This is a genomic window from Tardiphaga sp. 619_E2_N8_4 (assembly GCF_051810905.1).
GTDB lineage: Bacteria > Pseudomonadota > Alphaproteobacteria > Rhizobiales > Xanthobacteraceae > Tardiphaga > Tardiphaga robiniae.
The window spans coordinates 1,103,622-1,129,681 of sequence record NZ_JBPWQJ010000001.1; the positions used below are offsets into that span (position 1 = coordinate 1,103,622).

The window sequence follows — 26,060 nt, forward strand, 5'->3', positions numbered from 1 at the left end:
ATCTTTTCCAGCGTCCGCATCCGTCTTGGCTACCTCGCGCTCCCTCCCCGACTTTCCACAGGACACCTCCCAATGCGGGAAATGAAACTCCAGGACCTCAAGGCCAAGACGCCAGCCGAGCTTGTCTCGTTTGCGGAAGAGCTCGGGGTCGAAAATGCCAGCACCATGCGCAAGCAGGAGCTGATGTTCGCGAGCTTGAAGCAGCTGGCGATCAAGGAAACCGACATCATCGGTGAAGGCGTCGTCGAGGTTCTCTCCGACGGCTTCGGCTTCTTGCGGTCGCCCGATGCGAACTACCTGCCAGGTCCGGACGATATCTATGTCTCGCCGTCGCAGATCCGCCGCTTCGGCTTGCGCACTGGGGATACGGTCGAAGGCCATATCCGCAGCCCGAAGGAAGGCGAACGTTATTTCGCTTTGCTCAAGGTCAATACGCTCAACTTCGAAGATCCCGAGAAGTCGAAGCACAAGGTCAATTTCGACAACCTCACCCCGCTGTTTCCGGACCAGCGCTTCCGCCTCGAGCTGGAAGATTCGACCCGCCGCGATCTCTCGGCGCGTGTCATCGACATCGTCGCGCCGATCGGCAAGGGTCAACGCGCACTGATCGTCGCGCCGCCGCGTACGGGTAAGACCGTGCTGATGCAGAACATCGCGCATTCGATCACCGCCAACCACCCGGAATGCTATCTGATCGTTCTTCTGATCGACGAACGTCCGGAAGAAGTCACCGACATGCAGCGTTCGGTGAAGGGCGAAGTCGTTTCCTCGACCTTCGACGAACCGGCCGTCCGTCACGTTCAGGTCGCCGAAATGGTGATCGAGAAGGCCAAGCGCCTGGTCGAACATGGCCGCGACGTGGTCATCCTGCTGGATTCGATCACCCGTCTTGGCCGTGCTTACAACACCGTGGTGCCTTCATCCGGCAAGGTGCTGACCGGCGGTGTCGACGCCAATGCGCTGCAGCGTCCGAAGCGCTTCTTCGGTGCCGCCCGTAATGTGGAAGAAGGTGGTTCGCTGACCATCATCGCCACCGCGCTGGTCGATACCGGCAGCCGCATGGACGAAGTCATCTTCGAAGAATTCAAGGGTACCGGTAACTCGGAGCTCATCCTGGACCGCAAGGTCTCGGACAAGCGGACCTTCCCGGCGATCGATATTTCGCGCTCGGGCACCCGCAAGGAAGAGCTCATCACCGATCCGCAGCTCCTCAAGAAGATGTATGTGCTCCGCCGGATCCTCAATCCGATGGGTACGATGGACGCTATCGACTTCCTGCTCGACAAGCTCCGCAACACGAAGAACAACTCGGAATTCTTCGATTCGATGAATACGTAAGTTTCGGGGCTGTTCGAGCGAACAGCTGCAGGACTGCAAAACGCGCCGTTGCGAAAGCAGCGGCGCTTTTTTGTGTCGGTTCTTTGCTACTGACCGTTGACCGTCATTCCGGGATGTACGGAGGTCGGCGAAGTCGGCCGAAGTACAGACCCTGAATCCCGGATTGTTTTAAACATCTGGGGATTCTGGGTTCAGAATCCCCATTGCATCGCATCGCCCCCATCGGCAAATAGGCGATGCATCCACGCGACCAGACGATCTACGCTTTGTCCTCCGGGCGCCCGCCGACGGCGATTGCGATTGTCCGCGTGTCAGGTCCTCAGGCAGGTGAGGCGCTGACGCGTCTGGCAAGGAAGCTGCCGGCGCCGCGGTTGGCTACCCATGTTCTGTTGTTGGATGAGAAGCTCGGCCCGATCGACGATGCGGTGGTGCTGTGGTTTCCGGGACCGGCCAGTGCGACTGGGGAAGATGTCGCCGAATTTCATATTCATGGCGGGCGCGCGGTATTGGCTTCTTTGTTTGAGGCCCTGGGCGCCATCGACGACTTGCGGCCGGCGGAGCCCGGCGAATTCACGCGCCGCGCGTTCGAGAACGGCAAGCTCGACCTGACCGAGGCGGAAGGCCTCGACGATCTGATTCACGCGGACACTGACCGGCAGCGGCGTCAGGCGCTGCGGCAACTCAGGGGACTGCTCGGCGACAAGGCGCGCAATTGGCGACAGCAGATTATCGAGGCGCTGGCCCTGGTTGAAGTCGGCATCGATTTTTCCGACGAGGGCGACGTATCTGCCGAATTGCTGGCGCCGGCTTTGGCGAAGGCATCGGCGCTGTATCGGGAGATCGAGGAGGTGCTGGCGGCACAGGGTCGAAGCGAGCGCTTGCGTGACGGTCTGGTGGTGGCGATCGCGGGTCAGCCCAATGTCGGCAAATCGACGCTGATGAATCAGCTCGCCCGGCGCGACGTGGCAATTGTTTCACCGCATGCGGGCACCACCCGGGACGTCATCGAGGTGCAGCTCGATCTCGACGGTTATCCGGTGATGATCATCGATACCGCCGGCATTCGCGAGACGGCCGATCCGGTGGAGGGGGAGGGCGTGCGCCGGGCGCGGGCTCGGGCGGCCGAAGCGGATCTGGTGCTGTGGCTGGTCGACTCCGAGGCGGAGGCGTCCAATCCGGGGCAATGGTTGGCGGAATCTGAAACGCCGGTCTGGGTGGTCCGGAACAAGGTCGATCTGTTCCAGGAGGCGTCGGCCGGGTCAGACCTGTTGATCGCCATCTCTGCAGAGCGCGGCGATGGCCTCGCGCAATTGTTGGCCCTGCTTATAGATTTCGCCGGTCGGTACTTTGGAAGCGGAGAGGCCGGGCTGATTACCCGGGAGCGGCAGCGTCTTTTGCTGCGCAGCACATCGGATTTGCTGCAGCATGCTGCAGCATCGGCTGAGCAAGGTGAAGAATTCGTTGCCGAAGATATGCGTGCTGCAGCGCAGCAATTGGGACGATTGCTGGGACGTGTCGATGTAGAGGATATCCTCGATAGCATCTTTCGGGACTTTTGTATAGGTAAGTAATATTTCTTTGTTCATTATTTTATGAAATGAATGTGAGATCATCTAAGAAGCGAGCCTCTCGGTTAAACAGATTTCAACCGTTTTAAAAGGACAAGACTGCTCGTTGCAGGCGTGGCGCCACGCAATGACGGCTAAAGCAGACTGTGTTTCACGTGAAACAGTCTTGCCTCTCGGATCCTCTTCAGAGGACATCCGTTGTTTCACGTGAAACAGTGCCTGTGGATTTCTCTTCAATCCCGGCGGCACCCGCGCTAGAAGCTGCGGCCATGCAGGACAAGTTCGACGTCATCGTAATCGGGGGAGGCCATGCCGGCTGCGAGGCCGCGGCTGGTGCTGCGCGCATGGGCGCGCTGACGGCACTCGTCACGCACCAGTTCGCGACTATTGGCGCGATGTCCTGCAACCCCGCCATCGGCGGTCTGGGCAAGGGTCATCTGGTTCGCGAAGTCGATGCGCTGGACGGGTTGATGGGACGCATCGCCGATGCCGGCGGCATCCAGTTCCGCATGCTCAACCGCAAGAAGGGTCCGGCCGTTCGTGGCCCGCGCACCCAGGCGGACCGCAAGCTTTACGCTGCAGCGATGCAGGCGGCGATCGTGGCGACCGAGAATCTGAGCGTGATCGAGGGCGAAGCCGACGATCTGCTGATGTCAAATGGCCGGGTCACCGGCATCCGTCTGGCCGACGGCCGCGAACTCTCTGCCGGATCGGTGGTCATCACGACTGGCACCTTTCTGCGCGGGTTGATCCATCTCGGCGAGAAGAACTGGCCGGCCGGCCGGATCGATGAAGCCCCGGCGCTGGGCCTGTCCCGGGCCTTCGAGCGTGTCGGCTTCACCCTCGGACGGCTCAAAACCGGCACGCCACCAAGGCTCGATGGCACCACCATCGACTGGGCCGGGGTTGAGATGCAGTCCGCCGACGATCCGCCGGAGCCGTTCTCGGTCATGACCGAGCGGATCACCAATCCGCAGATTCAGTGCGGCATCACGCGCACTACACAGGCGACCCATGAGGTGATCCGGGCCAATGTGCATCGCTCGCCGATGTATTCCGGCCAGATCAAGAGCTCAGGGCCGCGCTATTGCCCGTCCATCGAGGACAAGATCGTCCGCTTTGGCGATCGCGATGGTCACCAGATCTTCCTGGAGCCGGAAGGCCTCGATGACTCCACGGTCTATCCGAACGGCATCTCTACCTCACTGCCCGAGGAGGTTCAGGCTGCGATCCTGGCCTCGATCCCCGGTCTCGAGCGGGTCCGAATGGCCCGCCCGGGTTATGCGATCGAATATGACCACGTCGATCCCCGCGAACTCGATCCGACGCTGCAGACCAAGCGCGTCCCTGGCCTGTTTCTGGCCGGGCAGATCAATGGCACCACAGGATACGAAGAAGCCGCCGCCCAAGGTCTCGTCGCCGGTCTGAATGCGGCTTTGGTGGCGAGCGGTAGCCAGTTGACCGTATTCGATCGCGCCGATGGCTATCTCGGCGTGATGATCGACGATCTGGTCACCCGCGGGATTACCGAGCCCTATCGGATGTTCACTTCGCGGGCCGAATATCGTCTCACGCTGCGTGCCGACAATGCCGATCAGCGCCTGACCGACAAGGGTATCAGCCTGGGATGTGTCGGCAGCGCTCGTTCGGTCCGGCATGGCGCCAAGATGGAAGCCCTCACCGTCGGTAAGACGCTCACGCAGGCGCTTTCGATCACTCCTAACGGGGCGGCGAAGCATGGTCTGGTGCTCAATCACGATGGTCAGCGTCGCTCTGCCTTCGATCTCCTGTCCTACCCAGAGACCGAATGGGCCACCGTGACCCGGATCTGGCCTGAATTGTCGGCCATTGACCCAGCGATCGGCACCCATATCGAGATCGACGCCAAATATGATGTCTATCTGAAGCGTCAGACCGCGGATGTGGAGGCTTTTCGCCGTGACGAGGGTCTCTCGCTGGTGGATGTCGACTATGATGCGGTCCCCGGACTGTCCAATGAGGCCCGGGCGAAGCTCAAGGCAGCGCTTCCTCACACTGTGGGGCAGGCGGGACGTCTGGATGGTATGACCCCGGCGGCGCTGGCCATTCTCGCGGCCTATCTCCGCCGCGAAGCACGCAAGCCGAAGGCTGCTTTGGCATAGTTGGTTGTTTCACGTGAAACAGGACGCTGAAATCAGTGCCGCTTCGTGGAAGATGGCTTCGTTGGGCGAGGCCAGAAGGCAATAGCCGCTACGGCCACCGTAAAGAGGATCACGGCGACGATTGTCTGGACCACGTCGAAATTGAGCGCATCACGCGAGACGAATAGCGCAGTGATGGGTGCTGCCAGCATCAGGAAAAGCCGTACGATCACACTCATGGTCATCTGCCTCCAACGATGATTCATTGGAGGCCGGACTCGTCCTGCTCGCATTGATCCTAGTCAACTCACTGTCCTGAATCCTCTATACTACAAACCCTTGCGCCCTCAGGACGGCATTCAGCTGGTTATCAGAGGTGCTGAACAGGTCGTACAGGACGGCGTAAGGATCGCCTTCAAGCTTGAGAGCACGCGCAAAGGCAGGCTCTGTCTTTACTCCTCCGGCCCGTAACGCGCAGATGGCGGTGTGGAAGGCGGGTCCGCCCAGGGTCAGCAGTCGCTTCTCGACCTCGAAGTGCCGCCAGCCAGCTTGATCCTGTACCGGAGTCGAGCTGACGAAGATTTCGAATGGCCATCCATAGGTGCTGAGCTTAGCGACGACCGGTCGGCCTCTGGCCGACCATTGATAGAGCGCGAAGTCATCGGCATCGCGAAAATGCTCCCAGAGCAGGGTGGCTACGGAAGATCTATCCGTGGCACAACAGACGATATCGATGTCGCTGCCGGGTCTGGCCACGCCAAGCGGAAGTGTGCCGACCACATGCGGATCGAACGGCGCCAGGATCCTGAGCAGATTAGTTCGCCGCAGAGCCTCCTGATAGGTCGGTCGCTCGGTCATCGCGTGCTTTTCGTCCCGATTTGCCGCTGCCGCTCCGCAATTCGATAGCTGGAAAAATGGACTCAGAGTATGGATGGGTCCCAACAGCTTTACAGACAATCCAATGGCTCAACGATCCCAACAAGCGGCGCCCGCACCCCGGCTCGATGCCGATAAAGCTGCGGCCTTGCGGCTGACCCCTGTTTCACGTGAAACGGAAGACAGGCTCGATCGCTATGTCGACCTGTTGCTGCAGTGGCAGGCCAAGACAAATCTGATTTCGCCGGCCACGCTTCCAAATCTCTGGACGCGCCATATCTCGGATTCGCTGCAGCTTCTGAACCTCGCGCCTTCAGCCATGACCTGGCTCGACTTCGGCAGCGGCGGAGGTTTCCCCGGTGTGGTTCTGGCCTGTGCCATGGGTGATGTCGCTGGCGGACATGTTCATCTCGTCGAGCGAAACGCCAAGAAGGCGGCGTTCCTGCGCGAAGCGTTACGTGTGACGCAAGCCCCCGGCACGATTCATCTGGCTGACATCGGGGATAATGTGGATAGATTTCCCGAGCATGTCGATTGCATCACCGCGCGTGCCGTTGCGTCGTTACATATCGTTATCGGTTTCGCCGAGCCCCTGATGAAGCCGGGCACAAAAGCCTTATTTCTCAAGGGTCAAGATGTAGAATCGGAATTGACCGAAGCTACTAGATATTGGAATATAAGCCCGCGCCTGCATGCCAGCCTGACCGGCGGACAAGGCTGGATCGTCGAACTCGACCGGATCGAGCGACTGACCCCGTCCGCAAACCAAAATGGCCACACCAATGACCGTAATTGATCAGCAATATCAAGAGCATACGTCAAATACGGTGCCTGGCCATCCGCGCATCCTGGCGCTGGCGAATCAGAAAGGCGGCGTTGGCAAGACCACCACCGCGATTAATCTCGGCACCGCACTCGCCGCGATCGGCGAGCGCGTGTTGATCGTCGATCTCGATCCGCAGGGTAATGCGTCCACCGGACTCGGCATCGATCGCCGCAATCGCAACTGCTCAACCTACGACGTGTTGATCGGCGAAGCGCCGCTGCGCGATGCCGTCGTTGTCACCGCGGTGCCGCGTTTGCATATTGCCGCATCGACCATGGATCTTTCGGGTCTCGAACTCGAACTCGGCTCGGCCCGCGACCGCGCCTTCCGGCTGCGCGATGCGATCGGCGAGTTGAACAACAATGTCTCGCCGGGCTCCGACTATACTTACGTGCTGATCGACTGTCCGCCGTCGCTCAATCTTCTCACGGTCAATGCGATGGCCGCATCGGATGCGATCCTCGTTCCGCTGCAGTGTGAGTTCTTCGCGCTCGAAGGTCTGTCGCAATTGTTGCAGACGGTGGAGCAGGTGCGCTCGACGCTGAATCCGAACTTGTCGATCCATGGCATCGTGCTGACCATGTTCGACTCGCGCAACAACCTGTCAAACCAGGTGGTTGCCGATGTCCGCGAATTCATGGGCAGCAAGGTCTACGAGACCATGATCCCGCGTAACGTTCGCATTTCGGAAGCGCCGTCCTACGGCAAGCCGGTGCTGGTCTATGACCTGAAGTGCTCGGGCTCTGAAGCCTATCTGCGGCTCGCGACCGAAGTGATCCAGCGCGAGCGCGACCTGCGCACCGCTCACTGAGCAAGTAGGGTGGGCAAAGCACAGCGTGCCCACCACAGCGGATCGCAAACGATAATGGCAGGCGCGGCGCAAGTGCGCCTTTACCCAGCCTGCAACCGAATTTCAAGTTTGAGTACGGAGTGGCGCGATGAGTTCGAAGGGATTGGCGATGGCTGATGAAGCGCGTTCGCGGCTGGGCCGCGGTCTTGCAAGTCTGATCGGCGATGTCGGCGGCGAAGCCGCGCATGTCGAGCGTCCTTCGCGCAATCAGCGCAAGGTGCCTATCGAATTTCTCAAGGCCAATCCGCGCAATCCGCGGCGGGCCTTTGCGGATGCGGAACTCAGCGAACTCGCGGCGTCGATCAAGCAGCATGGCGTGATCCAGCCGATCGTGGTGCGCCCGGTGAAGGGTAGCAACGATCGCTTCGAGATCATCGCCGGCGAACGCCGCTGGCGCGCGTCGCAGATCGCCGGTCTGCATGAAGTGCCGATCGTGCCGCTCGACGTGACGGATTCGGCCGCGATGGAAATCGCGATCATCGAGAACGTCCAGCGCGAAGATCTCAATGCGATGGAAGAGGCGCAGGGCTATCACGCGCTCGCCGAGACCTACAAACACAGCCAGGACGAGATCGCGAAAATCGTCGGCAAGAGCCGCAGCCATGTCGCCAACATGATGCGCCTTACCAAGCTGCCGGATGACGTGCAGGACCTGATCGCATCGGGGCAGCTCTCCAACGGTCACGCCCGCGCGCTGATCAACCTGCCGGACGCATCGAGCGCCGCGAAACGGATCATCGCCGAGGGACTGAACGTTCGTCAGACCGAAGCACTCGCGCATGAAGAGGGCGTGCCGGAGCGCGCGCCGCAGAAGCCGCGCACGTCGTCTCCCAAGGCGGCGAAAGATGCCGACACGATCGCGCTGGAGAAACGGGTCAGCGACGTGCTCGGGCTGAAAGTGTCGGTGGATCACCGTGATCCCGGCGGGACCGTGATCATCAAGTATCGTGATCTCGATCAGCTCGACGAAATTCTGAAGCGGCTGGATTCGGAGAGCTAACCTCGCCGCCTTGCATTCACGGCAATCGACATCAACGCCCTCTGTGCGATCACCGCGCCGAGGGCGTTTTGCTTGCGGACGTCGAGGGCGGCAACGGCGAGCTGGTCGATGATGCTGACCAACCGCTGTGCGGAGAAATTTCGCAGCGCTGCTTCCACCGTTCCCTTGCGGGAAAAATGCAGCCGCGGAAATCCGCTTTCCACGGCTGCTGATGCCGAACTACCAGCCTCCACCAGCAGGCTGGCTTTGTGCAGCAATGCGGCCTGGCGCTGCGCGGCCATCATGATCATGCCCGGATAAGTTCCGGCGATCATCGCCTTGTTGAACTCGACTTCCACCGCGGCGGGATTCCCGGCAAAGGCGCCGTCGACAATTGGATCGATCTTCAGCTCGGACGCGTCGGCGACGACGGCCATCACGTCGTCGAGCGTGACTTCGCCGGTACCATGCGCATAGAGCGTGAGCTTGCGGAGCTCGTTACGCGATGCCTGCCGATCGCCGCCGAGCAGCGACATTAGTGTGGCGCGTGCATCCGGCGCCATGCGGAGATTGGAGACGCGGAGCTCTTCATCGATAAGCTTTGCGAGATCGCGCTCGGTGTCGGGGTAACAGGCGATGGCCACCGCGGTCCTGGCCTTCTCGCAGACTTTCCGCAATGGCGATTCCGGCCGAAGCTCACCAGCCTCGATGACGATGCGGCAATCCTTGATATCGGAGTCAGCGAGCGTGTCGACGCCGCTGGAAAAATTCTTCGAGCCTGCGCGCACACGGATCGCCCGCCGCCCACCGAACAGCGGCACCGTCATGGCTTCTTCGACGAGACGCGACGGCTCGGCGGCCAAATCATCGCCGTCCATGCGAACCAGCGAAAATGGATCATTGGGATCGTCGACCGCGGATTTCATCAGCGCGTCGGCGCGCTCGCGGACGAGTCCAGCGTCAGCTCCGTAGAGCAGAATGATCGGCCGGCCGGCATCCGGCCGCGCCAGAAACGTGTCGATGTCTTTTCCGCGAAGCGCGACCACGCGACGGCTTAGGTGCCGGCGTAGAAGAACGACGCCAGACGGGTATTGATGTTGTCGGCGATCTCACCGGCCGCACGGTCTTCGGCGTCCCGATAGGCGCGGGCTCGGGCGAAGCGCTGCAACTGGCCCGGGATGTCATAAGTGACGCGGGAGAAGGTGCTGCCGGTCAGGACCTGTTTGCCGGTGGCGATCTCGATTAGACCATAGGTCGCATCGATGCCGTAGTTTTCGCTGGTCGGCAGCGCGGTATTCGGATCGACGATCAGCGAGGTCCGGCTCGGATTGAAGCGAATCTTCAGCTGATAGGTCGGCGGCAGGCCGGTGGCGCTGCCGTACATCTTGAACATCAGTGCATTGCGGATATTCACGCCGACGCGGGCTTGCGGCGACGCGTTGGGATAGTCTAGCGGCGGCACCTCGACGCCCTGCAGCTTCTCGCGCAGGCCGGGTTTACCGTCGCCACGCTCGGCATACATCGGCTGGAAGCAGCCGGCCGTCAGCGCCGCCAGGGTGGCGACGACCATGAGCCGGGCGGCAATGCGGGATTTAGCCGACAACATTCACGATCCTCTGGGCGACGACGATGACCTTCTTGACGGGCTTGCCGTCCAGCGCCTGTTTTACAGCATCGAGCGCCAGAGCGGCAGCCTCAATTTCCGGGTTCGTCGCTTCCCGGGCCACTGTGACTTCTCCACGTTTCTTACCATTGACCTGTACCGGCAGGGTCATGGTGTCTTCAACCAGCAGATTGGGCTCGATTTGCGGCCAACGGGCTTCCGAGATCATGCCCGGTTGCCCCAGCACACCCCAGCATTCCTCGGCCAGATGCGGCATCATCGGCGCAAACAGTTGAACAAGGATGACCGAGGCCTCGTGGAGCGCCCAGCAGACATCCGGGGTCGGGGTTCCCGAACGCGCCAAAGCTTCGCCCAGCAGGTTGGAAAATTCGCGGATATGGGCGAGGCAGACATTGAAATGCAGTTTTTCGATCTCGGTCGAGACCTTGCTGAGCGCGCCATGCGCGGCCTTGCGGATCGCCATCGCATCCGGACCGAATTCGGTGGGACGGGCTGCCGGCGCCGATTTGCCGTGCGCGGCTGATTCGTTGATCTGACGCCACAGGCGCTGCACGAAACGTGAGGCGCCCTTGACGCCTTCCTCGCTCCAGATGACGTCGCGGTCCGGCGGCGAATCCGACAGCATGAACCAGCGGGCGGTATCGGCGCCGTAGGTGCCGATGATGTCGTCGGGATCGACCGTGTTGCGCTTCGACTTCGACATCTTCTCGATCGAGCCGATCTCCACTGGTGATCCGTCGGTCAGCATGGTTGCGCGGCGGCCGTCACCGTCGCCGGTGATGTTGATCTCGGCCGGTGAGGCGAAGGTGCCGTCCAGCTTCTTGTAGGTCTCGTGAACCACCATGCCCTGCGTGAACATGCCGGCGAACGGTTCGTCGAAATTGACGTGACCGGTCGCCTTCATCGCGCGGGTGAAGAAGCGGCTATAGAGCAGATGCAGGATCGCGTGTTCGACGCCGCCGATATACTGATTGACCGGCATCATGCGATTGGCGACGCCCGGTGTTGTCGGCGCTGCTGTGTTCCACGGATCGGTAAAGCGCGCGAAGTACCAGGACGAATCGACGAACGTATCCATCGTGTCGGTCTCGCGCCGCGCATCCGCGCCACAGTTCGGGCACTTCACGTGCTTCCAGGTCGGATGATGATCGAGCGCGTTGCCTGGCTTGTCGAAGGTCACATCCTCCGGCAGCACGACGGGCAGATCCTTGTCCGGCACCGGCACGATATCGCAACTCGGGCAGTGGATGATCGGGATCGGGCAGCCCCAGTAGCGCTGGCGTGAGATGCCCCAGTCGCGCAGGCGGAAGTTCACCTGCCGCTCGCCAACCGGTGCGTTGCCGCGAATCTCGGCTTCGAGCTGCTTTGCGACCTCAGCCTTGGCTTGTTCGATCGTCATGCCATCGAGAAAGCGCGAATTGATCATGCGGCCATCGCCGTCATAGGCGACGTCGGTCACGACAAAGGTCGCCGGATCCTGCCCCTCGGGACAGACTACCGGCGTGCTGCCGAGATCATATTTATTGACGAAGTCGAGGTCGCGCTGGTCATGTGCCGGGCAGCCGAAGATGGCGCCGGTGCCGTATTCCATCAGGATAAAGTTCGCGACATAGACCGGCAGCTTCCAGTTCGGATCGAACGGATGCACGGCCTTGATGCCGGTATCGAAGCCCATCTTTTCGGCGGTGTCGATCTCAGCCTGGGCGGTGCCGCGCCGTTTGCACTCGGCGATGAATTCGGTCAGTGCCGGATTGTTCTTCGCTGCCGCCGTGGCAAGCGGATGGTCCGGCGCAATCGCCATGAACTTGGCACCGAACAGTGTGTCGGGCCGCGTCGTGAAGATCTTCAGTTCATTGTCGCCTGATGGCGTCGTTTTGGGATCCAGCGCAAAGCGGATCAACAGGCCTTCGCTGCGGCCGATCCAGTTGCGCTGCATCAGCCTGACTTTGTCGGGCCAGCGGTCGAGCGTATCCAGCGCGTCGAGCAGCTCCTGCGAATACTTCGTGATCTTGAAGACCCACTGGTTCATCTCGCGCTGCTCGACCAGCGCGCCGGAGCGCCAGCCGCGGCCGTCGATCACCTGCTCATTGGCGAGCACGGTCATATCGACCGGGTCCCAGTTGATCTTGCGCTTCTCGCGCTCTGCGAGCCCGACCTTCAGAAAGTCGAGAAACATCTTCTGCTGATGCTTGTAATAGCTGGGGTCGCAGGTCGCGAATTCGCGCGCCCAGTCCAGCGACAGACCCATGGTCTGCAGCTGCTTCTTCATCGATGCGATGTTCTCATAGGTCCACGCCTTCGGAGCGACCTTGCGCTCGATCGCGGCGTTCTCGGCGGGCAGGCCGAACGCATCCCAGCCCATCGGATGCAGAACGTTCTTGCCTTGCGCGCGCTGGAAGCGCGCAACCACGTCGCCCATCGTATAGTTGCGGACATGGCCCATATGGATGCGCCCCGACGGATAGGGGAACATCTCGAGTACGTAATACTTCTCGCGCGGATCGTCGTTCTTGGTGGCGAAGATCGCCTTGTCGTCCCAGACGCGCTGCCAGCGCGGTTCGGTCTCGCGGGCGTTGTAACGTTCGTTGCTCATGGTGCTTTTGAAATCCGCCGGCCGGTTCGAGCGCTTCTCAGATCATGGACGCGCGAACGAGGTCGCAAACCGGTGCTTGCTCGGGCTGAATTCGCGCTGAGGCGGGGGACTAGGCCATAAAAGGCCGCGTTAGGTCAATGGTTTAAGACAAGAAACGGGCCAGGGGCGGGGGCCCGCCGTCTCACCCCGCCAGCGACACGGCCGTGCCATACGCCCGGACGAAGCCGTGCTCCACCACGGTGTTGCGGCCACGCCGTTTGGCGGCGTAGAGCGAGGCATCGGCTGCCTCGATCAAATCGTTCGCCGTCTCCAGCGTAGCTGGCATCGTCGAGGCCACGCCGACACTGACCGTGACCCGCTGATGTGCGCTGGTGGCATGGGAGACCGCCAGGTTCCAGATTGCCGCGCGTACCATTTCGCCGATTTGGACGCCGCGGGCGACCTCGGTGCCCGGCAGCAGCAGGCAGAATTCCTCGCCGCCATAGCGTCCGGCAAAGCCCGAGCAGCGATCGGCCAGGCTGGAGAGAGCTTCGCCGACGCGCGCCAGGCAAGCATCGCCTTCGGGATGGCCATAGGTGTCGTTGAAGAGTTTGAAGTGATCGACGTCGATCATCAGCAGCGTCAGATGGTCGCCGGATTGCTGGGCCTTCAGCCATTCGAAATCGAGGCGGCTCTGGAAGCCGCGCCGATTGGCAAGGCCAGACAGCATGTCGATGGAGGCAAGCACCGTGAGCTGCTCGTTGCTGGCGCGCAATTCGCGTTCGCGACCACGCAACTGCGCCGCCATGCCGTAAAATGCGCGTGCCAGCGGTACGAACTCGGCCGGCAGCTTGTTCCGCGCTACGCGGGCCGACCAGTCGCCGCGACCGAAGCGCTGCGCCATGGTCTCCATCATCTGGATCGGCTTGATGATCAGTCGCTCCGCAACCACCAGCGCGCCAAGCAGAACGAACAGGCAAACGAAGGCGAGCTGCAAATAGGCGGTGCGGATCTCGCGATCGGCAACCGCCGAGACTCGGGCCTCGTCGATGCTGACGATCAATTGCGCGCCGGTACCGGGGATTGTCGCGAATGATACGGTGCGCTGTGAACCGTCATTGGCGCTGAATGACAGCGAACCGGTCTGCTTATCCGTATTGCGCAGATGCGCTTCGATCATCGGCAATAGAGCAAGGTCTTCCATCGGCCGACCAATCGCGCTGGCGTTTGTCGGCGGCGCTGCAAGCACGGTGCCGGCATGATCGACCAGCAGTGTCGTGACACCGGGCCGGTCGCCGAGATTGCCCATGATCTTCGACATCCAGTCGAGATTCACCGCCGCCAGTACCACGGCATCGTCGCCCTTAGTAAGGCCCGGTGCGAGATAGGCAGCCATCACTGTCGGCTGGTTCGTTAAACGGCTGAACAGATAATCGCTGACGACAAACTCACCGGTCGCTATCGCTCTCTTGAAATAGGGGCGATCGCTGAAATCGAATCTCTGCTCGATGACTTCCGGCCAGGTCGAGCACATGGCGATGCCATCCGCGCCGGCCACCGTCAGGCTGCGCAGCCACGGCATATCGCCGCGGAGGCTCGCCCGCATGATGGCGCAGCTCCGATTCACCTGAGCGGCCGACGTATAGATGTAGGCGGATGATTTCAGCACGGCCTCGATCGAGGCGAAGACTTCGCGCTGTGCATCGGCGCTGTGCTGGGCGACGCCAGCGAAATCACGCGCGGCCGTCGCGATCTGGTGGGTACGCGTCACATCGAGTGAGCGAATTCGCTCCGCCATTAATGGCCCGACCAGAATGAGGGCCAACAGGACCAGTCGAGCGCGAATACCGAGAGCTCCCCTAAGCCTCGCTTTATTGCGGTTAATACCGATGCGTGACATCTTCGATCCCTAAGCCCCGCGGACATAGGTACTCCAAAGCCTTCAAAAAGCCTTTCCCGGATTCGTTAAACTGCAATGGATCTCAAGAAAGTTCGCGCCTTGGTTGAAAATAAATCCGTGCAAGAGTCGTCGGGCGTAACGTCTTCTTTACCAACCGACGGACTCGCTTCGGTCGAGTACGATATCTTCCGCGCATGTAACGAAGCGCGGCGGGACCGCAGTTCTGTGACGTTGATCGCGGTGTCGAAGACGTTCGAGGCTGACGCAATTGCGCCCGTGATCCAGTCCGGTCAGCGTGTGTTCGGCGAAAATCGCGTCCAGGAGGCAAAATCCAAATGGCCGGCGTTAATCGCCACTCAACCCGCGATTGCGTTGCATTTGATAGGGCCTTTGCAGTCCAACAAGGCCAAGGAAGCGGTCGCCTTGTTCGATGCGATTCACTCGGTCGATCGACCGAGCATTTGCGAAGCGTTAAGCAAGGAGATGAAGGCGCAGCAGCGGACGCCGCAGCTCTTCGTACAGCTCAACACCGGTGAGGAGCCGCAAAAGGCCGGTATCGCGCCGGGCGAGGCTGATGATTTCCTGGCGCGTTGCCGCGATACCTATGGGCTGACGATTTCCGGACTGATGTGCATTCCGCCGGTTAACGATGCGCCGGCACCGCATTTCGCGCTGACAGCGAAGATCGCCGCACACAACGGGCTCACGCAATTATCCATGGGAATGAGCGCCGACTTCGCCATCGCCATCCAGTTCGGCGCAACTCATGTGCGCGTCGGCTCGGCGATTTTCGGACGTCGCTAGGCCAGAGGCCTAGCCGATAACGATCTTCGTCTTCGGTCCGATCCGGGCCAGCAGCCGCAGCATGGCTGGCTTGGTCATGGCCACGCAGCCCGCGGTCGGCGCGAATTTTGGGCGCGCCAGATGCAGGAACACCGCGCTCCCCCGTCCGGCGATCCGCGGCCGGGTGTTCTGGTCAATCTCGATGATGAAATCGTAGAGATGATCCTCGCGGGCCAGTCGGTCGCCGTCATGACCACGATCGAGCCGCACAGGCCGATTGTAGTGCCGATCAGACGGATCCTCGCACCAGCCATCCATCGGCGTGATGGGGCGGATCGGCAGAAAGCTACGCGGACGTGGATTGCGGTCGGCTCGCCACCATAGGCGGATGGGGCGAAACGTCCCAAGCGGCGTTCCGCCATCTCCTTCGCGTTTGTTCGCCTTGATTCCGCCGCGGCCGAGCGCGACGGGTATGGTTGCGTGATCGGTCGTCAGCCATCCACGGAGTCTGTCTCCGGCTGACGCGCGAATGTGAACCATAGTTAGCGGTCGATCACGCAAGCTTGTTCGATAAGTGTCTGAAATAACGAGACTTCCCATCCGAATCGCGAACTCCGCCTTGCTATTTACCGCAAATGTTCTATTTCGCGCTGCAGCAGTACATTCGCCGGGAATGTCGCTGATTTTGCGCTAGAATATGCAGTAACGGCGAAGCCTGTCACGATTTCTGGCCCACTGTTTCAGCGCGGCGAACAACGCTCCGCCGCAGCCGTTCAAAGGATTGTCGCAATGCCCAATGCCCGCAAGATCTTGATCGTGGATGACGATACTGATTTGCGCGAGGCGCTGGTCGAGCAGCTGTCGCTGCACGAAGAGTTCGAGGCCTCCGCTGTCGACACCGGCGCCAAGGGCGCTACTGCAGCCAAGGCCAATTCCCCCGATCTGGTGCTGATGGATGTCGGCCTGCCCGACACGGACGGTCGCGAAGTCGTGCGCAGCCTGCGCAAGGGTGGCTTCAAGGCGCCGATCATCATGCTGACCGGGCATGACACCGATTCCGACACCATTCTCGGTCTGGAATCCGGCGCCAATGATTATGTCGCCAAGCCATTCCGCTTTGCTGTGCTGTTGGCGCGTATTCGTGCGCAGCTCCGTCAGCACGAAGCCAGCGAAGATGCCGTCTTCACCGTCGGTCCCTATAGCTTCCGGCCTGGCTCCAAGATGCTCACCGGTGCCAATGCCAAGAAGGTCCGCCTGACCGAGAAGGAAACGGCGATCCTGCGCTTCCTGTACCGCGCCGGGCAGTTGCCGGTGTCGCGCGAGACGTTGCTGCAGGAAGTCTGGGGCTACAATTCCGGCGTCACCACGCACACGCTGGAAACGCACATCTATCGGCTGCGTCAGAAGATCGAGAAGGACGCCGCCAATCCTGAAATCCTGGTGACGGAAGCCGGTGGCTACAAGTTGGTGCCGTGATACGATTCGGGAGCCGATTCGCCATTAGCTGTTCGGTATCCTCCTTTGCGCGTCCCGATCACACGGTTCTGCATGTCGATCGATGATGATGTAGCCCTGCTTGAGCGTGTCCCGACATTGCGCCTGTTGGGTATCGCCGCTTTGCGCGTGATCGCGATCGGTTCCGAGCAGCAGGAATTTGCGCGGGGCTCGGTGTTGTTTCGGCAGGGCGACGATGCCGATTGCGGCTACGTCGTCCAGAACGGCGCATTCCGCATCAGCCTCGACGACGGCAGCGATCATGAAGTGATCGCAGGCCCCGGCACATTGATGGGCGAACTTGCATTACTGGTGGCGATGCAGCGGCCCTCGACGGCGGTCGCCACGGAATATTCCAGCACGATCCGGATCACACGCAGCCTGTTTCAGCGCGTGCTTGACAGCGATCCCGCGGCCGCGCGCCGTCTGCGTGACGACATGGCGACTCGCGTCAGTCAGCTCGCCAGCGACGTGACGCTGATCGGCGCCAAGCTCAGCCAGTAACTGATATCAAAGCTCCAGCACCGTCGTGACCGGGACGTGATCCGATGGTCGCTCGCAGCCGCGTGCATCTGACGTGACGGTGAAGTCGCGGATCGAATCTTTTAGCGCGGACGACACCCAGATGTGATCGAGGCGGCGGCCGCGATTCGACACCGCCCAGTCGGCGGCGCGGTAGCTCCACCACGTGTAGATCTTTTCCGACAGTGGAATGCGTTCGCGCGCGACGTCGATCCAGTTGCCCTCGCTCTGCACGGCGAGCAGCTTTTCGCATTCGATCGGAGTATGCGACACGATCTTCAGCATCTGCTTGTGCGACCACACGTCATTCTCATGCGGTGCTACGTTGAGATCGCCGACCAGGATATGACGCGCATCGCCGCGCGGATGCAGCGGCTCGCAGGTCTTCATCTCGTCGAGGAACGAGAGCTTGTGCGCGAACTTCGCATTCACGTCCGGATCCGGAACGTCGCCGCCGGCAGGCACATAGAAATCATGCACGATCAGCGGCACGGCCATGCCGGCCTTTTCGCCGAACGATACCGAGATGTGGCGTGAGTCCAGATTGTTGCAGAACACGCGGATGTCGCTGCTCTCGAATGGAAGTTTCGAGACGATGGCGACGCCGTGATAGCCCTTCTGCCCGTTCAGCACGACATGGTCATAACCGAGCTGTTTGAAGCGCTTGAGCGGAAAGGCATCGTCCGGGCACTTGGTTTCCTGCAGACACAGCACATCCGGCTGCATTTCTTCGAGAAACTTGGCGACAAGGTCGATGCGCAATCGCACCGAATTGATATTCCAGGTGGTCAGGGAAAAACGCATGGAAATCCGATGGTGAGACGGCGCAAGCGCGCCTGCTCATCATGAGGGCATCACCTGCAGCGAAAACTAATTCGCGCCGCTGGTGGGATACTTGGTGAAGTCGATCTTGAACAGCCCCGGGTCGGGCTTTTTCGCGGTATCGAGATTGTAGATCGCGACCGTGGTGTCATAGCCCTGCGGGTCGGTGACGGTCCACTGCTTGAGCTGTCCATCCTTGGTGCCGACCATCAGCATCAGGCGCGAGGTGCCGACCAGCGCGTTCTTTTCCTCAATGGTCACCGACGTATAGAGGTCGTCAGCGCTGACGGCGACCACATTGGTGTCCTTCATCAGATCGATGCGATCGGACAGCAGATAGCGCAACGGTGTCTGCGACAGCGGGTAGATGTCCTGGGTTGCCAGCTTGGAATCGCGGACGGCGAGCGACTGGCCGTCGGACACCATGGCGATGGTCGTCGGTGCATCATATTCGAAACGGACCTTGCCGGGCTTCTGGATGAAGAAGTCACCGGTGGTGCGGCTGCCGTCCGGGCCCACCTGAACAAAGTTACCGCTCAGATTGCTGAGCGATGACAGATAGCTGCTTACTTTGCTCGCCTGCGCCTTCTGATTGGCGTCGAAGCTCATGAAAATGCTGGCGGGAACGTTGCGGCGCGGATCCGGAATGATTGGATTCGGTGGCGTGGATGTCGTCGCCGATGTCTTGGGTGCGATTGCAACTGGCGGCCGAACGGCCTGGGGCTCGGAGGCCGACATCTGGAAACTGCCATTGCTGCGCGCCTGCGGTGCAGGTCGCGGCAATGGGATTGACTGGGCATAGGCCGAGGGCGCCACAATGGCGGCGACAAACGTCGCGACGAGGCCGGCTGCGCCGATGCGCAGGAAAGACCGGTCTGCGGCGTGATGGGTCGGGCGTCTCATCAAGGCGTCGTCCTGCTCGGAGGGTTCGGCGCATTTTACCGCGCTTTGCGTCAGAATGGGTACCGGTTTTGCGGTCCGGCCGGTGGTCTCTTGCGCCCCCGCCGCGGCTGGCGCCGCCAGCGCAGGCGCTAACCCGGAGCTGTGGCGATTTCGCGACTCAAAAGCGGGATTGTCCATCGGCGGGGTCAAACTCTCAGAACCCGCTTTCTTCTTCTTCGATCAGAATCTCGCGTTTACCGGCATGGTTGGGCTGACCGACGATGCCTTCATTTTCCATGCGCTCTATCAACGACGCTGCGCGATTGTAACCGATCTGCAGCCGGCGCTGGATGTAGCTGGTCGACGCCTTCCGGTCGCGCTTCACGATGGCAACGGCTTGCTGGAACAGATCGCCACCACCGCCATCGGCACCCATGCCGGTCGAATCGAATACCGCGCCGTCCTCGCCCTCTTCCGGTTCTTCGGCGGTGACCGCTTCGAGATATTCTGGCTCGCCCTGCGTCTTCAGGTGACGCACCACCTTCTCGACTTCCTCGTCCGACACGAAAGGACCGTGTACGCGCGAGATGCGGCCGCCGCCAGCCATATAGAGCATGTCGCCGCGGCCGAGCAGTTGCTCGGCCCCCATCTCGCCCAGGATGGTGCGGCTGTCGATCTTCGACGTGACCTGGAAGGAAATGCGCGTCGGGAAGTTGGCCTTGATCGTGCCGGTGATGACGTCCACCGAAGGACGCTGCGTTGCGAGGACGACGTGCAGACCGGCGGCGCGTGCCATCTGCGCGAGGCGCTGCACCAGGCCTTCGATGTCCTTGCCGGCGACCATCATCAGGTCGGCCATTTCGTCGACAATGATGACGATATAGGGCAACGGCGCGAGATCGAGTTTCTCTTCTTCGTAGATCGCCTTGCCGGTTTCCTTGTCGAAGCCGGTGTGAACGGTGCGCGAGAGCTCCTCGCCCTTGGCCTTGGCTTCCACGAGGCGCGTATTATAGCCGTCGATATTGCGCACGCCGAGCTTGGCCATCCGCTTGTAGCGCTCTTCCATCTCGCGCACGGCCCATTTCAGCGCGACCACGGCCTTCTTCGGATCGGTCACGACCGGCGTCAGCAGATGCGGGATGCCGTCATAGACGGAGAGTTCGAGCATCTTCGGATCGACCATGATCAGGCGGCACTGATCCGGCCGCAGCCGGTAGACCAGGCTGAGAATCATGGTGTTGATCGCGACTGATTTGCCCGAACCGGTGGTACCGGCGATCAGCATATGCGGGGTGCGCGCAAGATCGATGATGATGGACTCGCCGCCGATATTCTTGCCGAGGCAGAGCGGGAGCTTGATGCTGCCGTCATTGGTGTCTTGCACGGTCAGCAGTTCGCGCAAGTAGACGTTTTCGCGATGGGCGTTCGGCAGCTCGATGCCGATGGCGTTGCGACCGGGGACGACGGCGACGCGGGCGGACAGCGCGCTCATGGAGCGTGCGATGTCGTCGGCAAGGCCGATCACGCGCGACGACTTGATGCCGGGTGCGGGTTCGAGTTCGTACAGCGTGACGACGGGGCCGGGATTGGCTTTGACAATTTCGCCGCGCACGCCGAAGTCCTGCAGCACGCCTTCCAGCGCGCGCGAATTGGCTTCGAGTTCGGCCTTGCTGAGCGGCTTGCGATCGGCGGCCTTCGGCGCGGTGAGCATGCCGACGGAGGGCAGTTCGAACTTGCCGTTGGATTTGCGCACCGGCTCCTTGGCTGAGGATTTCTTGCGCGCCTTCGGGGCGGGCTCCTCTTCCTCTTCTTCTTCCTCGTAGTCGTGCTCTTCGTCCTTGTCGTGATCGCTCTCGTCTTCGTCGCGCGGCGCAATTGACGGGCTGTTACGACGACCGCCGAGGTTCGGTTCCTGACGTTCGAAGGAGGCCGCGCGCACCTTGGGCTCGCTTGCAACCATCTTGCCATAGACCAACGAGAGGAAACGGCCGAGACGCGCCTTCGCGCTCATCACGGCATGCGCGGCCCAGCCAAGCGAGACCGAGATCGAGCTGCGATCGCGGGTTTCGTCTTCCTCGAATGGCTCGTCGTCTTCCTCGATGTCGATCTCGGCAAACTCTTCCTTCGCCTGCGCGCCATAACCGCAGGCGATGAAGAAGGTCACGATCATCGCCGCGCAGAGAATAAAGCCGAGGACGAATCGATAGATGAAGCCGACGGGACCGAAGACGACCGCGGGCGCGCGAAACAGCGCGTCGCCGACCACGCCACCGACGCCGGTCGGCAGGGGCCACGACCCGCCATGCTGCCAGCAGCTGGCAAAGCCTGATGCGATGATGGTGCAAAGGACCCAGCAACCGATACGCAGCGCTTCGCGATCGAAATGCCGATGCGTCATCATCCGCCAGCCCCAGACGGCGATGGTGAGAATCATCATGATCGCGCCGAGGCCGAGGATCTGCATCAACAGATCGGCACCGATCGCGCCGGGATAACCGGCGACATTGCGGATCGCACGCGAGGTGGCATGGCTCAGGCTCGGGTCCTGCACCGACCACGTCATCATCGCTGCCGTTGCGACACCCGCAGCGCAGACCAGACCGAAGCCGGCGAGTTCGCGCAGCCGTCGTCCCAGCATCTCGCGAATTGACGCGGGCAGATGACCGACCAGAGGAATGACGCGTTCGATCGTGGTGCTCATACCGGAGTGCTCATGCGCCCTGCATCAATCCAGGATCTTCAATTCAAAATCTTCACCAGCCGATGCAAAGCCTCGGCTGTCGTTTCACTGTCCTGCACCATGGCCAAACGAATATAGCCGGCGCCGGGATTGCTGCCGTCGGCCTGCGGGCGCGCCAGATAACTTCCGGGCACCACGCGCACGCCTCCATCGCGATACAGTCTCACGGCTGCCTCTTCGTCACCGCCATATGCGGAGACATCGAGCCACAGACAGAAGCCGCCGGCCGGGCGCTTGTAGCCGTAGCGATTGCCGAGGATCTGATCCGCAAGATCGAACTTCAAGCGGTAGAGTCTGCGATTCTCTTCCACATGCGCTTCGTCACTATAGGCGGCAACTGCGACCTGTTGCAGCGGCACCGGCACCTGCGGCGCGGCCACGTTGCGCAATTCGTGAAATGCGCCGAGGAATCTCTTGTCGCCAGCGACGAAGCCGACGCGCATGCCGGGTAGGTTCGAGCGCTTAGACAGCGACTGAAACGCAACGACATTGGCATAGTCGGGTCCGGCTGACGCCAGCATGCTGCCGGGCGCGGCCTGTGTGTAGATTTCCGAATAGCATTCGTCGGACAGCACGATGAAACCGTAGCGCAGCGCGAGGTCGTGCAGCTTCTTGAAGTAAGCGGGCGTCGCGACGGCGCCTTGCGGGTTGGCCGGCGATGCGACGTACATGGCCACCGTGCGTGCCAGCGTCGCCTTATCGAGTGCGTCGAGATCGGGAAGGAAGCCGTTGGCCACTGTGGTCGGCATGAAGATCGGCTCGCAACCCGCGGCGCGCGCACCGGCGCCATAGGCCGGATAGAACGGGTTCGGCAGCAGGATCGCCGGCGTGCCTTTACGCGGGCCGACAAAGCGCGCGGCCGTGATCGCGGCGAAGAACAGGCCTTCGCGGCTGCCATTCAGCACCAGTATTTCGGTTTCCGGATCGAGGTCGCGCGGGAGATTGAAGCGCGTGCCCATCCACGTCGCGGCGGCGCGGCGGAACGGCTCAATGCCCTTGGCGATCGGATAGCGGCCGAAATCGGCGGTGTGTTTGGCGAGGACCGGCCCGACGAAATCCGGCACGGGGTGCTGCGGTTCGCCCAATGACAGTGTGATCAGCGGTTGGCCGGGCTGATATGGCGCCAGCAATTCCGTCAGTCGCGCAAACGGCGAACGCTCGCCATCGGGCCCAGCCGAGGTCCGGCTGCCAGCGCCTTGCGCCGCGGAAGGAGGAGCGGTGAGTGCCATCAGGAAAACGCCAGTACTTTCAAGGCAGCCGATCGCCCCATGAGATCGGCCGAAATGGGATCAAACCACCATAGATACGGCGAGGTTAAGACGCGATTAACCATCGAGGGGCCGGCCTTGCTATCACGCGTTCAGCGGCCGTCCAGGCCTATGCGGGGATCAGAATGGCCCCCAAAAAGTGAAAGGCCCCAGCTTGCGCTGGAGCCCTTCGACGGTTGGGACATTGCCGGGTAGTGCCCCAACCGATCCCTTTGTGAGCATCCCAGACCGATGATCCGGGATGGCTCGTGACGCTTACATGTTGTAGGCGCGTTCGGTGTGCTCGGTGACGTCGAGGCCTTCGCGCTCGACTTCAACATTGACGCGGAGACCGACGATCACGTCGACGACCTTGAACAGGATCGCCGAACCGACGCCCGACCACACCAGCGTGGTCGCGACAGCCTTGCACTGCGCGATCATCTGGGTGACCATGTCGTAGTCGCCGATCTTGCCGGCGACGTAGTCCATGACGCCGGTGCCGCCGAGGGCCGGGTTGACCAGGATGCCGGTGCCAAGCGCGCCGATGATGCCGCCGACGCAATGGACGCCGAACACATCGAGCGAGTCGTCATAGCCGAGCGAGTTCTTCACGACGGTGCAGAAGAACAGGCAGACGATGCCTGCGACCAGACCGAGAACCATCGCGCCCATCGGGCCCGAGAAGCCGCAAGCCGGGGTGACGGCGACGAGGCCGGCAACCGCGCCCGATGCTGCGCCGAGCAGCGACGGGTGACCCTTGGTCATCCACTCCGCGAACATCCAGGCCATCGCCGCAACCGCAGTTGCGAGGAAGGTGTTGGTCATCGCGAGAGCGGCAGTGCCCGAGGCTTCGAGGTTCGAACCGACGTTGAAGCCGAACCAGCCAACCCACAGCAGGGACGCGCCGATCATGGTCATGGTCAGCGAGTGCGGAGCCATCAGCTCCTTGCCGTAGCCGGTGCGCTTGCCGATGATCAGGCAGCCCACGAGGCCAGCAATGCCGGCGTTGATGTGAACGACGGTGCCGCCAGCGAAGTCGAGAGCGCCCCACAGGAACACCTGGCCAGCATCGGCCATGACTTCATCAAGCTTGGCCTGAGCCGCAGCCTTCGCATCGGGAGCCGCAGCCGCAACAGCCTTGGCGGCTGCAACGATGGCGTCCGGACCAGCCCAGTACCAGACCATGTGCGCGATCGGGAAGTAGATCAACGTCACCCAGAGCGGGATGAACAGTGCAATCGCGGCGAACTTGGTGCGTTCTGCGAAGGCGCCGACGATCAGGCCGGGGGTAATGGCGGCAAAGGTCATCTGGAAGCAGAAGTAGACGAGTTCCGAGATGTTGGCGTCCGCGGTGAACGAAGCAGCCATCGAGTCAGGCGTCACGCCGGCGAGGAACGCCTTCGAGAAACCACCGATATAGGCCGAACCGCCAGTGAACGTGATGCTGTAGCCGTAGAGAGCCCAGATCACCATCACGATGCAAGCGGTGTAGAGGACCTGCATCAACACAGAGAGCATGTTCTTGGAGCGAACGAGGCCGCCATAGAACAGGGCGAGGCCCGGGACGGTCATCAACAGAACCAGCACCGTCGAGGTCATCATCCAGGCGTTATCGCCCTTGTTGACCGTCGGATCGGCGTAAGCCGCAGTTGCGGCGAACAGGCCAACGGCGAGTGCCGCCAATCCCGCGCCAGAGGGACGCTTAAACGTCATTGTGTTTGACTCCTGATTGAAGAATGGGTGAGCGCGAAATCCGAGGAATTCGACTTAGAGGGCTGCAGCATCGGCCTCGCCGGTGCGGATGCGAACCGCGTGGTCGAGGTTGATGACGAAGATCTTGCCGTCGCCGATCTGGCCGGTCTTGGCGGCGGTGGTGATGGCTTCGATGGTCTTGTCGACCTGATCGGAAGCGACAGCCACCTCGATCTTGATCTTGGGCAGGAAGCTCACCGCATATTCAGCGCCGCGATAAATTTCCGTATGGCCCTTCTGTCGGCCATATCCTTTGACTTCCGTCACCGTCAAACCATGAACGCCAATGGCGGTCAGGGCATCACGGACTTCCTCAAGCTTGAATGGCTTGATGATCGCCATAACAATTTTCATGGGTCCTATCCCCGCTTGGGCCCGACCGAAAACCGACCGGGCGATCTCGACTGAGGTTCACCACGCGGAGAAGTTCACTACGCGGGCACAGCCAGACCAGATAGAATCAAATGCCGTGCCAGATCGGCGGAATTCTCTAACGGTTTATGAATCCCCAGCTTTTCGCGTTTCTCACGTGATGAGACAGAGTGCGCTATTCGGTCGCGCCCAAACTCTAGCCAATCCTGCCCAAAAGGGAAGCATGACAGGCTCTCGACATATTCCTGCTTAGGCGGCGGGCAGCCCAGAGGTGCCCAAATACGTCAATCCGAGGCAAAAAACTCGAAATTGTCTAATCTGCAGGCCTTCCAACTGGCGCGCGTGGAATTGACATGGTTCAACCGGGCAAGACCGCAGAGTCCTTCGGGCGTATTCGAGCGGACTGCGAGAGCAGTTCTGGCTGAAAGCCCAGTGGGCGCTGGCTTATTGCCTAAAGCGCGTCGCTGTCGGTCTCGCCGGTGCGGATACGCAGGGCGTGGTCGATCGGGGTCACGAAGATCTTGCCGTCGCCGATCTGGCCGGTCCGGGCTCCGGTGGAGATGACCTCGACCGCCTTGGCCGCGAGGTCGGACGCCACAGCGATTTCGAGGCGTAGTTTGGGCAGGAAGTTCACAATATACTCGGCGCCGCGATACATCTCGGTATGGCCCTTCTGCCGGCCATAGCCCTTCACTTCGGTCACCGTCATGCCGTGGACGCCGATGGCCGTCAGAGCCTGACGCACTTCATCGAGCTTGAAGGGTTTGATGATCGCGACCACGAGCTTCAT

23 protein-coding genes are annotated in these 26,060 nt (G+C 61.3%); 9 read left to right on the forward strand and 14 right to left on the reverse strand.

Annotated features, from left to right (window positions below):
* Positions 1 to 72 precede the first annotated feature (72 nt).
* The 3 genes from rho (at position 73) to mnmG (ending at position 5,047) form a co-directional block, all read left to right on the forward strand.
* Complete coding sequence (rho, locus tag AB8A23_RS05245) at positions 73 to 1,338, forward strand: transcription termination factor Rho (protein WP_068730228.1); 1,266 nt, start codon at positions 73 to 75, stop codon at positions 1,336 to 1,338.
* A 236-nt stretch (positions 1,339 to 1,574) separates the two neighbouring features.
* The gene (gene mnmE / locus AB8A23_RS05250) at positions 1,575 to 2,909 is read left to right on the forward strand and encodes a tRNA uridine-5-carboxymethylaminomethyl(34) synthesis GTPase MnmE (RefSeq protein ID WP_439060248.1); all 1,335 of its coding nucleotides are present in this window, start codon (positions 1,575 to 1,577) and stop codon (positions 2,907 to 2,909) included.
* Between the two features lie 266 nt (positions 2,910 to 3,175).
* Positions 3,176 to 5,047: a tRNA uridine-5-carboxymethylaminomethyl(34) synthesis enzyme MnmG gene (gene mnmG, locus AB8A23_RS05255; protein ID WP_439060573.1), complete on the forward strand. Its 1,872-nt coding sequence runs from the start codon at positions 3,176 to 3,178 to the stop codon at positions 5,045 to 5,047.
* A 32-nt stretch (positions 5,048 to 5,079) separates the two neighbouring features.
* Here mnmG and AB8A23_RS05260 read toward each other — a convergent pair whose 3' ends face one another.
* Together AB8A23_RS05260 and AB8A23_RS05265 are read right to left on the reverse strand one after the other, a co-directional pair.
* Positions 5,080 to 5,265, reverse strand: coding sequence for a hypothetical protein (locus AB8A23_RS05260; RefSeq protein ID WP_439060247.1), 186 nt, complete (start codon positions 5,263 to 5,265; stop codon positions 5,080 to 5,082).
* A gap of 85 nt (positions 5,266 to 5,350) precedes the next feature.
* On the reverse strand, positions 5,351 to 5,884 hold the full coding sequence (locus AB8A23_RS05265) for a DUF4269 domain-containing protein (RefSeq protein WP_439060246.1): 534 nt from the start codon (positions 5,882 to 5,884) through the stop codon (positions 5,351 to 5,353).
* 103 nt (positions 5,885 to 5,987) lie between these two features.
* On the opposite strand from AB8A23_RS05265, the gene rsmG reads away from it, so the two are divergent.
* From rsmG to AB8A23_RS05280, 3 genes are all read left to right on the forward strand, one after another.
* Entirely contained in the window at positions 5,988 to 6,698 is a 711-nt protein-coding gene (rsmG, locus tag AB8A23_RS05270) for a 16S rRNA (guanine(527)-N(7))-methyltransferase RsmG (RefSeq protein WP_231081251.1), read from the forward strand.
* A complete protein-coding gene (locus AB8A23_RS05275) occupies positions 6,685 to 7,539 on the forward strand; it encodes a ParA family protein (protein WP_068730223.1) in 855 nt (284 codons plus the stop codon). The genes rsmG and AB8A23_RS05275 overlap by 14 nt, the downstream gene beginning before the upstream one ends.
* 148 nt (positions 7,540 to 7,687) lie before the next feature.
* On the forward strand, positions 7,688 to 8,578 hold the full coding sequence (locus tag AB8A23_RS05280) for a ParB/RepB/Spo0J family partition protein (RefSeq protein ID WP_439060572.1): 891 nt from the start codon (positions 7,688 to 7,690) through the stop codon (positions 8,576 to 8,578).
* Here the strand turns inward: AB8A23_RS05280 and holA are convergent.
* The 4 genes from holA to AB8A23_RS05300 form a co-directional block, all read right to left on the reverse strand.
* A complete protein-coding gene (holA, locus tag AB8A23_RS05285) occupies positions 8,575 to 9,603 on the reverse strand; it encodes a DNA polymerase III subunit delta (RefSeq protein WP_089263129.1) in 1,029 nt (342 codons plus the stop codon). The two genes, AB8A23_RS05280 and holA, sit on opposite strands and share 4 nt — an antisense overlap.
* 8 nt (positions 9,604 to 9,611) lie before the next feature.
* Complete coding sequence (locus AB8A23_RS05290) at positions 9,612 to 10,163, reverse strand: LPS assembly lipoprotein LptE (RefSeq protein WP_089263131.1); 552 nt, start codon at positions 10,161 to 10,163, stop codon at positions 9,612 to 9,614.
* A complete protein-coding gene (gene leuS / locus AB8A23_RS05295; RefSeq protein ID WP_231078647.1) occupies positions 10,150 to 12,774 on the reverse strand; it encodes a leucine--tRNA ligase in 2,625 nt (874 codons plus the stop codon). The genes AB8A23_RS05290 and leuS overlap by 14 nt, the downstream gene beginning before the upstream one ends.
* Before the next feature lie 181 nt (positions 12,775 to 12,955).
* Positions 12,956 to 14,653: a diguanylate cyclase domain-containing protein gene (locus tag AB8A23_RS05300; protein ID WP_439060245.1), complete on the reverse strand. Its 1,698-nt coding sequence runs from the start codon at positions 14,651 to 14,653 to the stop codon at positions 12,956 to 12,958.
* Positions 14,654 to 14,728: 75 nt separating this feature from the next.
* On the opposite strand from AB8A23_RS05300, the gene AB8A23_RS05305 reads away from it, so the two are divergent.
* On the forward strand, positions 14,729 to 15,457 hold the full coding sequence (locus AB8A23_RS05305; protein ID WP_439060244.1) for a YggS family pyridoxal phosphate-dependent enzyme: 729 nt from the start codon (positions 14,729 to 14,731) through the stop codon (positions 15,455 to 15,457).
* A 9-nt stretch (positions 15,458 to 15,466) separates the two neighbouring features.
* Here the strand turns inward: AB8A23_RS05305 and AB8A23_RS05310 are convergent, their stop codons facing one another.
* Positions 15,467 to 15,976 (reverse strand): L,D-transpeptidase family protein, encoded by a 510-nt coding sequence (locus AB8A23_RS05310; RefSeq protein ID WP_414716827.1) that lies wholly within the window; start codon positions 15,974 to 15,976, stop codon positions 15,467 to 15,469.
* Positions 15,977 to 16,225: 249 nt separating this feature from the next.
* Here AB8A23_RS05310 and AB8A23_RS05315 point away from each other — a divergent pair, with 249 nt between their 5' ends.
* Both AB8A23_RS05315 and AB8A23_RS05320 read left to right on the forward strand, forming a co-directional pair.
* Positions 16,226 to 16,912: a response regulator transcription factor gene (locus AB8A23_RS05315; RefSeq protein WP_068730214.1), complete on the forward strand. Its 687-nt coding sequence runs from the start codon at positions 16,226 to 16,228 to the stop codon at positions 16,910 to 16,912.
* A gap of 72 nt (positions 16,913 to 16,984) precedes the next feature.
* Positions 16,985 to 17,434, forward strand: a complete 450-nt coding sequence (locus tag AB8A23_RS05320) for a cyclic nucleotide-binding domain-containing protein (RefSeq protein WP_089263672.1) — start codon at positions 16,985 to 16,987, stop codon at positions 17,432 to 17,434.
* Positions 17,435 to 17,440: 6 nt separating this feature from the next.
* Here AB8A23_RS05320 and AB8A23_RS05325 read toward each other — a convergent pair whose 3' ends face one another.
* From AB8A23_RS05325 to AB8A23_RS05355, 7 genes are all read right to left on the reverse strand, one after another.
* A complete protein-coding gene (locus tag AB8A23_RS05325) occupies positions 17,441 to 18,256 on the reverse strand; it encodes an exodeoxyribonuclease III (protein WP_439060243.1) in 816 nt (271 codons plus the stop codon).
* A gap of 66 nt (positions 18,257 to 18,322) precedes the next feature.
* A complete protein-coding gene (locus AB8A23_RS05330) occupies positions 18,323 to 19,177 on the reverse strand; it encodes an outer membrane lipoprotein carrier protein LolA (protein ID WP_349633095.1) in 855 nt (284 codons plus the stop codon).
* Positions 19,178 to 19,370: 193 nt separating this feature from the next.
* Positions 19,371 to 21,857: a DNA translocase FtsK gene (locus AB8A23_RS05335; protein WP_439060242.1), complete on the reverse strand. Its 2,487-nt coding sequence runs from the start codon at positions 21,855 to 21,857 to the stop codon at positions 19,371 to 19,373.
* A gap of 38 nt (positions 21,858 to 21,895) precedes the next feature.
* The gene (locus tag AB8A23_RS05340) at positions 21,896 to 23,125 is read right to left on the reverse strand and encodes an aminotransferase class I/II-fold pyridoxal phosphate-dependent enzyme (protein WP_439060241.1); all 1,230 of its coding nucleotides are present in this window, start codon (positions 23,123 to 23,125) and stop codon (positions 21,896 to 21,898) included.
* A gap of 294 nt (positions 23,126 to 23,419) precedes the next feature.
* A complete protein-coding gene (locus AB8A23_RS05345) occupies positions 23,420 to 24,859 on the reverse strand; it encodes an ammonium transporter (RefSeq protein WP_439060239.1) in 1,440 nt (479 codons plus the stop codon).
* 54 nt (positions 24,860 to 24,913) lie between these two features.
* A complete protein-coding gene (locus tag AB8A23_RS05350; RefSeq protein WP_068730208.1) occupies positions 24,914 to 25,252 on the reverse strand; it encodes a P-II family nitrogen regulator in 339 nt (112 codons plus the stop codon).
* 469 nt (positions 25,253 to 25,721) lie between these two features.
* On the reverse strand, positions 25,722 to 26,060 hold the full coding sequence (locus tag AB8A23_RS05355; protein WP_089263151.1) for a P-II family nitrogen regulator: 339 nt from the start codon (positions 26,058 to 26,060) through the stop codon (positions 25,722 to 25,724).

Excerpts from the sequence above, each read along its gene's own strand:
- mnmE (WP_439060248.1), top strand. The coding sequence starts at position 1,575 with ATGCATCCACGCGACCAGACGATCTACGCTTTGTCCTCCGGGCGCCCG.
- AB8A23_RS05275 (WP_068730223.1), top strand. The coding sequence starts at position 6,685 with ATGACCGTAATTGATCAGCAATATCAAGAGCATACGTCAAATACGGTG.
- AB8A23_RS05265 (WP_439060246.1), bottom strand. The coding sequence starts at position 5,884 with ATGACCGAGCGACCGACCTATCAGGAGGCTCTGCGGCGAACTAATCTG.
- AB8A23_RS05345 (WP_439060239.1), bottom strand. The coding sequence starts at position 24,859 with ATGACGTTTAAGCGTCCCTCTGGCGCGGGATTGGCGGCACTCGCCGTT.
- rsmG (WP_231081251.1), top strand. The coding sequence starts at position 5,988 with ATGGCTCAACGATCCCAACAAGCGGCGCCCGCACCCCGGCTCGATGCC.
- AB8A23_RS05300 (WP_439060245.1), bottom strand. The coding sequence starts at position 14,653 with ATGTCACGCATCGGTATTAACCGCAATAAAGCGAGGCTTAGGGGAGCT.
- AB8A23_RS05260 (WP_439060247.1), bottom strand. The coding sequence starts at position 5,265 with ATGAGTGTGATCGTACGGCTTTTCCTGATGCTGGCAGCACCCATCACT.
- AB8A23_RS05320 (WP_089263672.1), top strand. The coding sequence starts at position 16,985 with ATGTCGATCGATGATGATGTAGCCCTGCTTGAGCGTGTCCCGACATTG.
- AB8A23_RS05305 (WP_439060244.1), top strand. The coding sequence starts at position 14,729 with ATGGATCTCAAGAAAGTTCGCGCCTTGGTTGAAAATAAATCCGTGCAA.
- AB8A23_RS05315 (WP_068730214.1), top strand. The coding sequence starts at position 16,226 with ATGCCCAATGCCCGCAAGATCTTGATCGTGGATGACGATACTGATTTG.
- AB8A23_RS05310 (WP_414716827.1), bottom strand. The coding sequence starts at position 15,976 with ATGGTTCACATTCGCGCGTCAGCCGGAGACAGACTCCGTGGATGGCTG.
- mnmG (WP_439060573.1), top strand. The coding sequence starts at position 3,176 with ATGCAGGACAAGTTCGACGTCATCGTAATCGGGGGAGGCCATGCCGGC.
- AB8A23_RS05355 (WP_089263151.1), bottom strand. The coding sequence starts at position 26,060 with ATGAAGCTCGTGGTCGCGATCATCAAACCCTTCAAGCTCGATGAAGTG.
- AB8A23_RS05290 (WP_089263131.1), bottom strand. The coding sequence starts at position 10,163 with ATGTTGTCGGCTAAATCCCGCATTGCCGCCCGGCTCATGGTCGTCGCC.
- rho (WP_068730228.1), top strand. The coding sequence starts at position 73 with ATGCGGGAAATGAAACTCCAGGACCTCAAGGCCAAGACGCCAGCCGAG.
- AB8A23_RS05325 (WP_439060243.1), bottom strand. The coding sequence starts at position 18,256 with ATGCGTTTTTCCCTGACCACCTGGAATATCAATTCGGTGCGATTGCGC.
- AB8A23_RS05340 (WP_439060241.1), bottom strand. The coding sequence starts at position 23,125 with ATGGCACTCACCGCTCCTCCTTCCGCGGCGCAAGGCGCTGGCAGCCGG.
- AB8A23_RS05330 (WP_349633095.1), bottom strand. The coding sequence starts at position 19,177 with ATGAGACGCCCGACCCATCACGCCGCAGACCGGTCTTTCCTGCGCATC.
- AB8A23_RS05350 (WP_068730208.1), bottom strand. The coding sequence starts at position 25,252 with ATGAAAATTGTTATGGCGATCATCAAGCCATTCAAGCTTGAGGAAGTC.
- AB8A23_RS05335 (WP_439060242.1), bottom strand. The coding sequence starts at position 21,857 with ATGAGCACCACGATCGAACGCGTCATTCCTCTGGTCGGTCATCTGCCC.
- leuS (WP_231078647.1), bottom strand. The coding sequence starts at position 12,774 with ATGAGCAACGAACGTTACAACGCCCGCGAGACCGAACCGCGCTGGCAG.
- AB8A23_RS05280 (WP_439060572.1), top strand. The coding sequence starts at position 7,688 with ATGGCTGATGAAGCGCGTTCGCGGCTGGGCCGCGGTCTTGCAAGTCTG.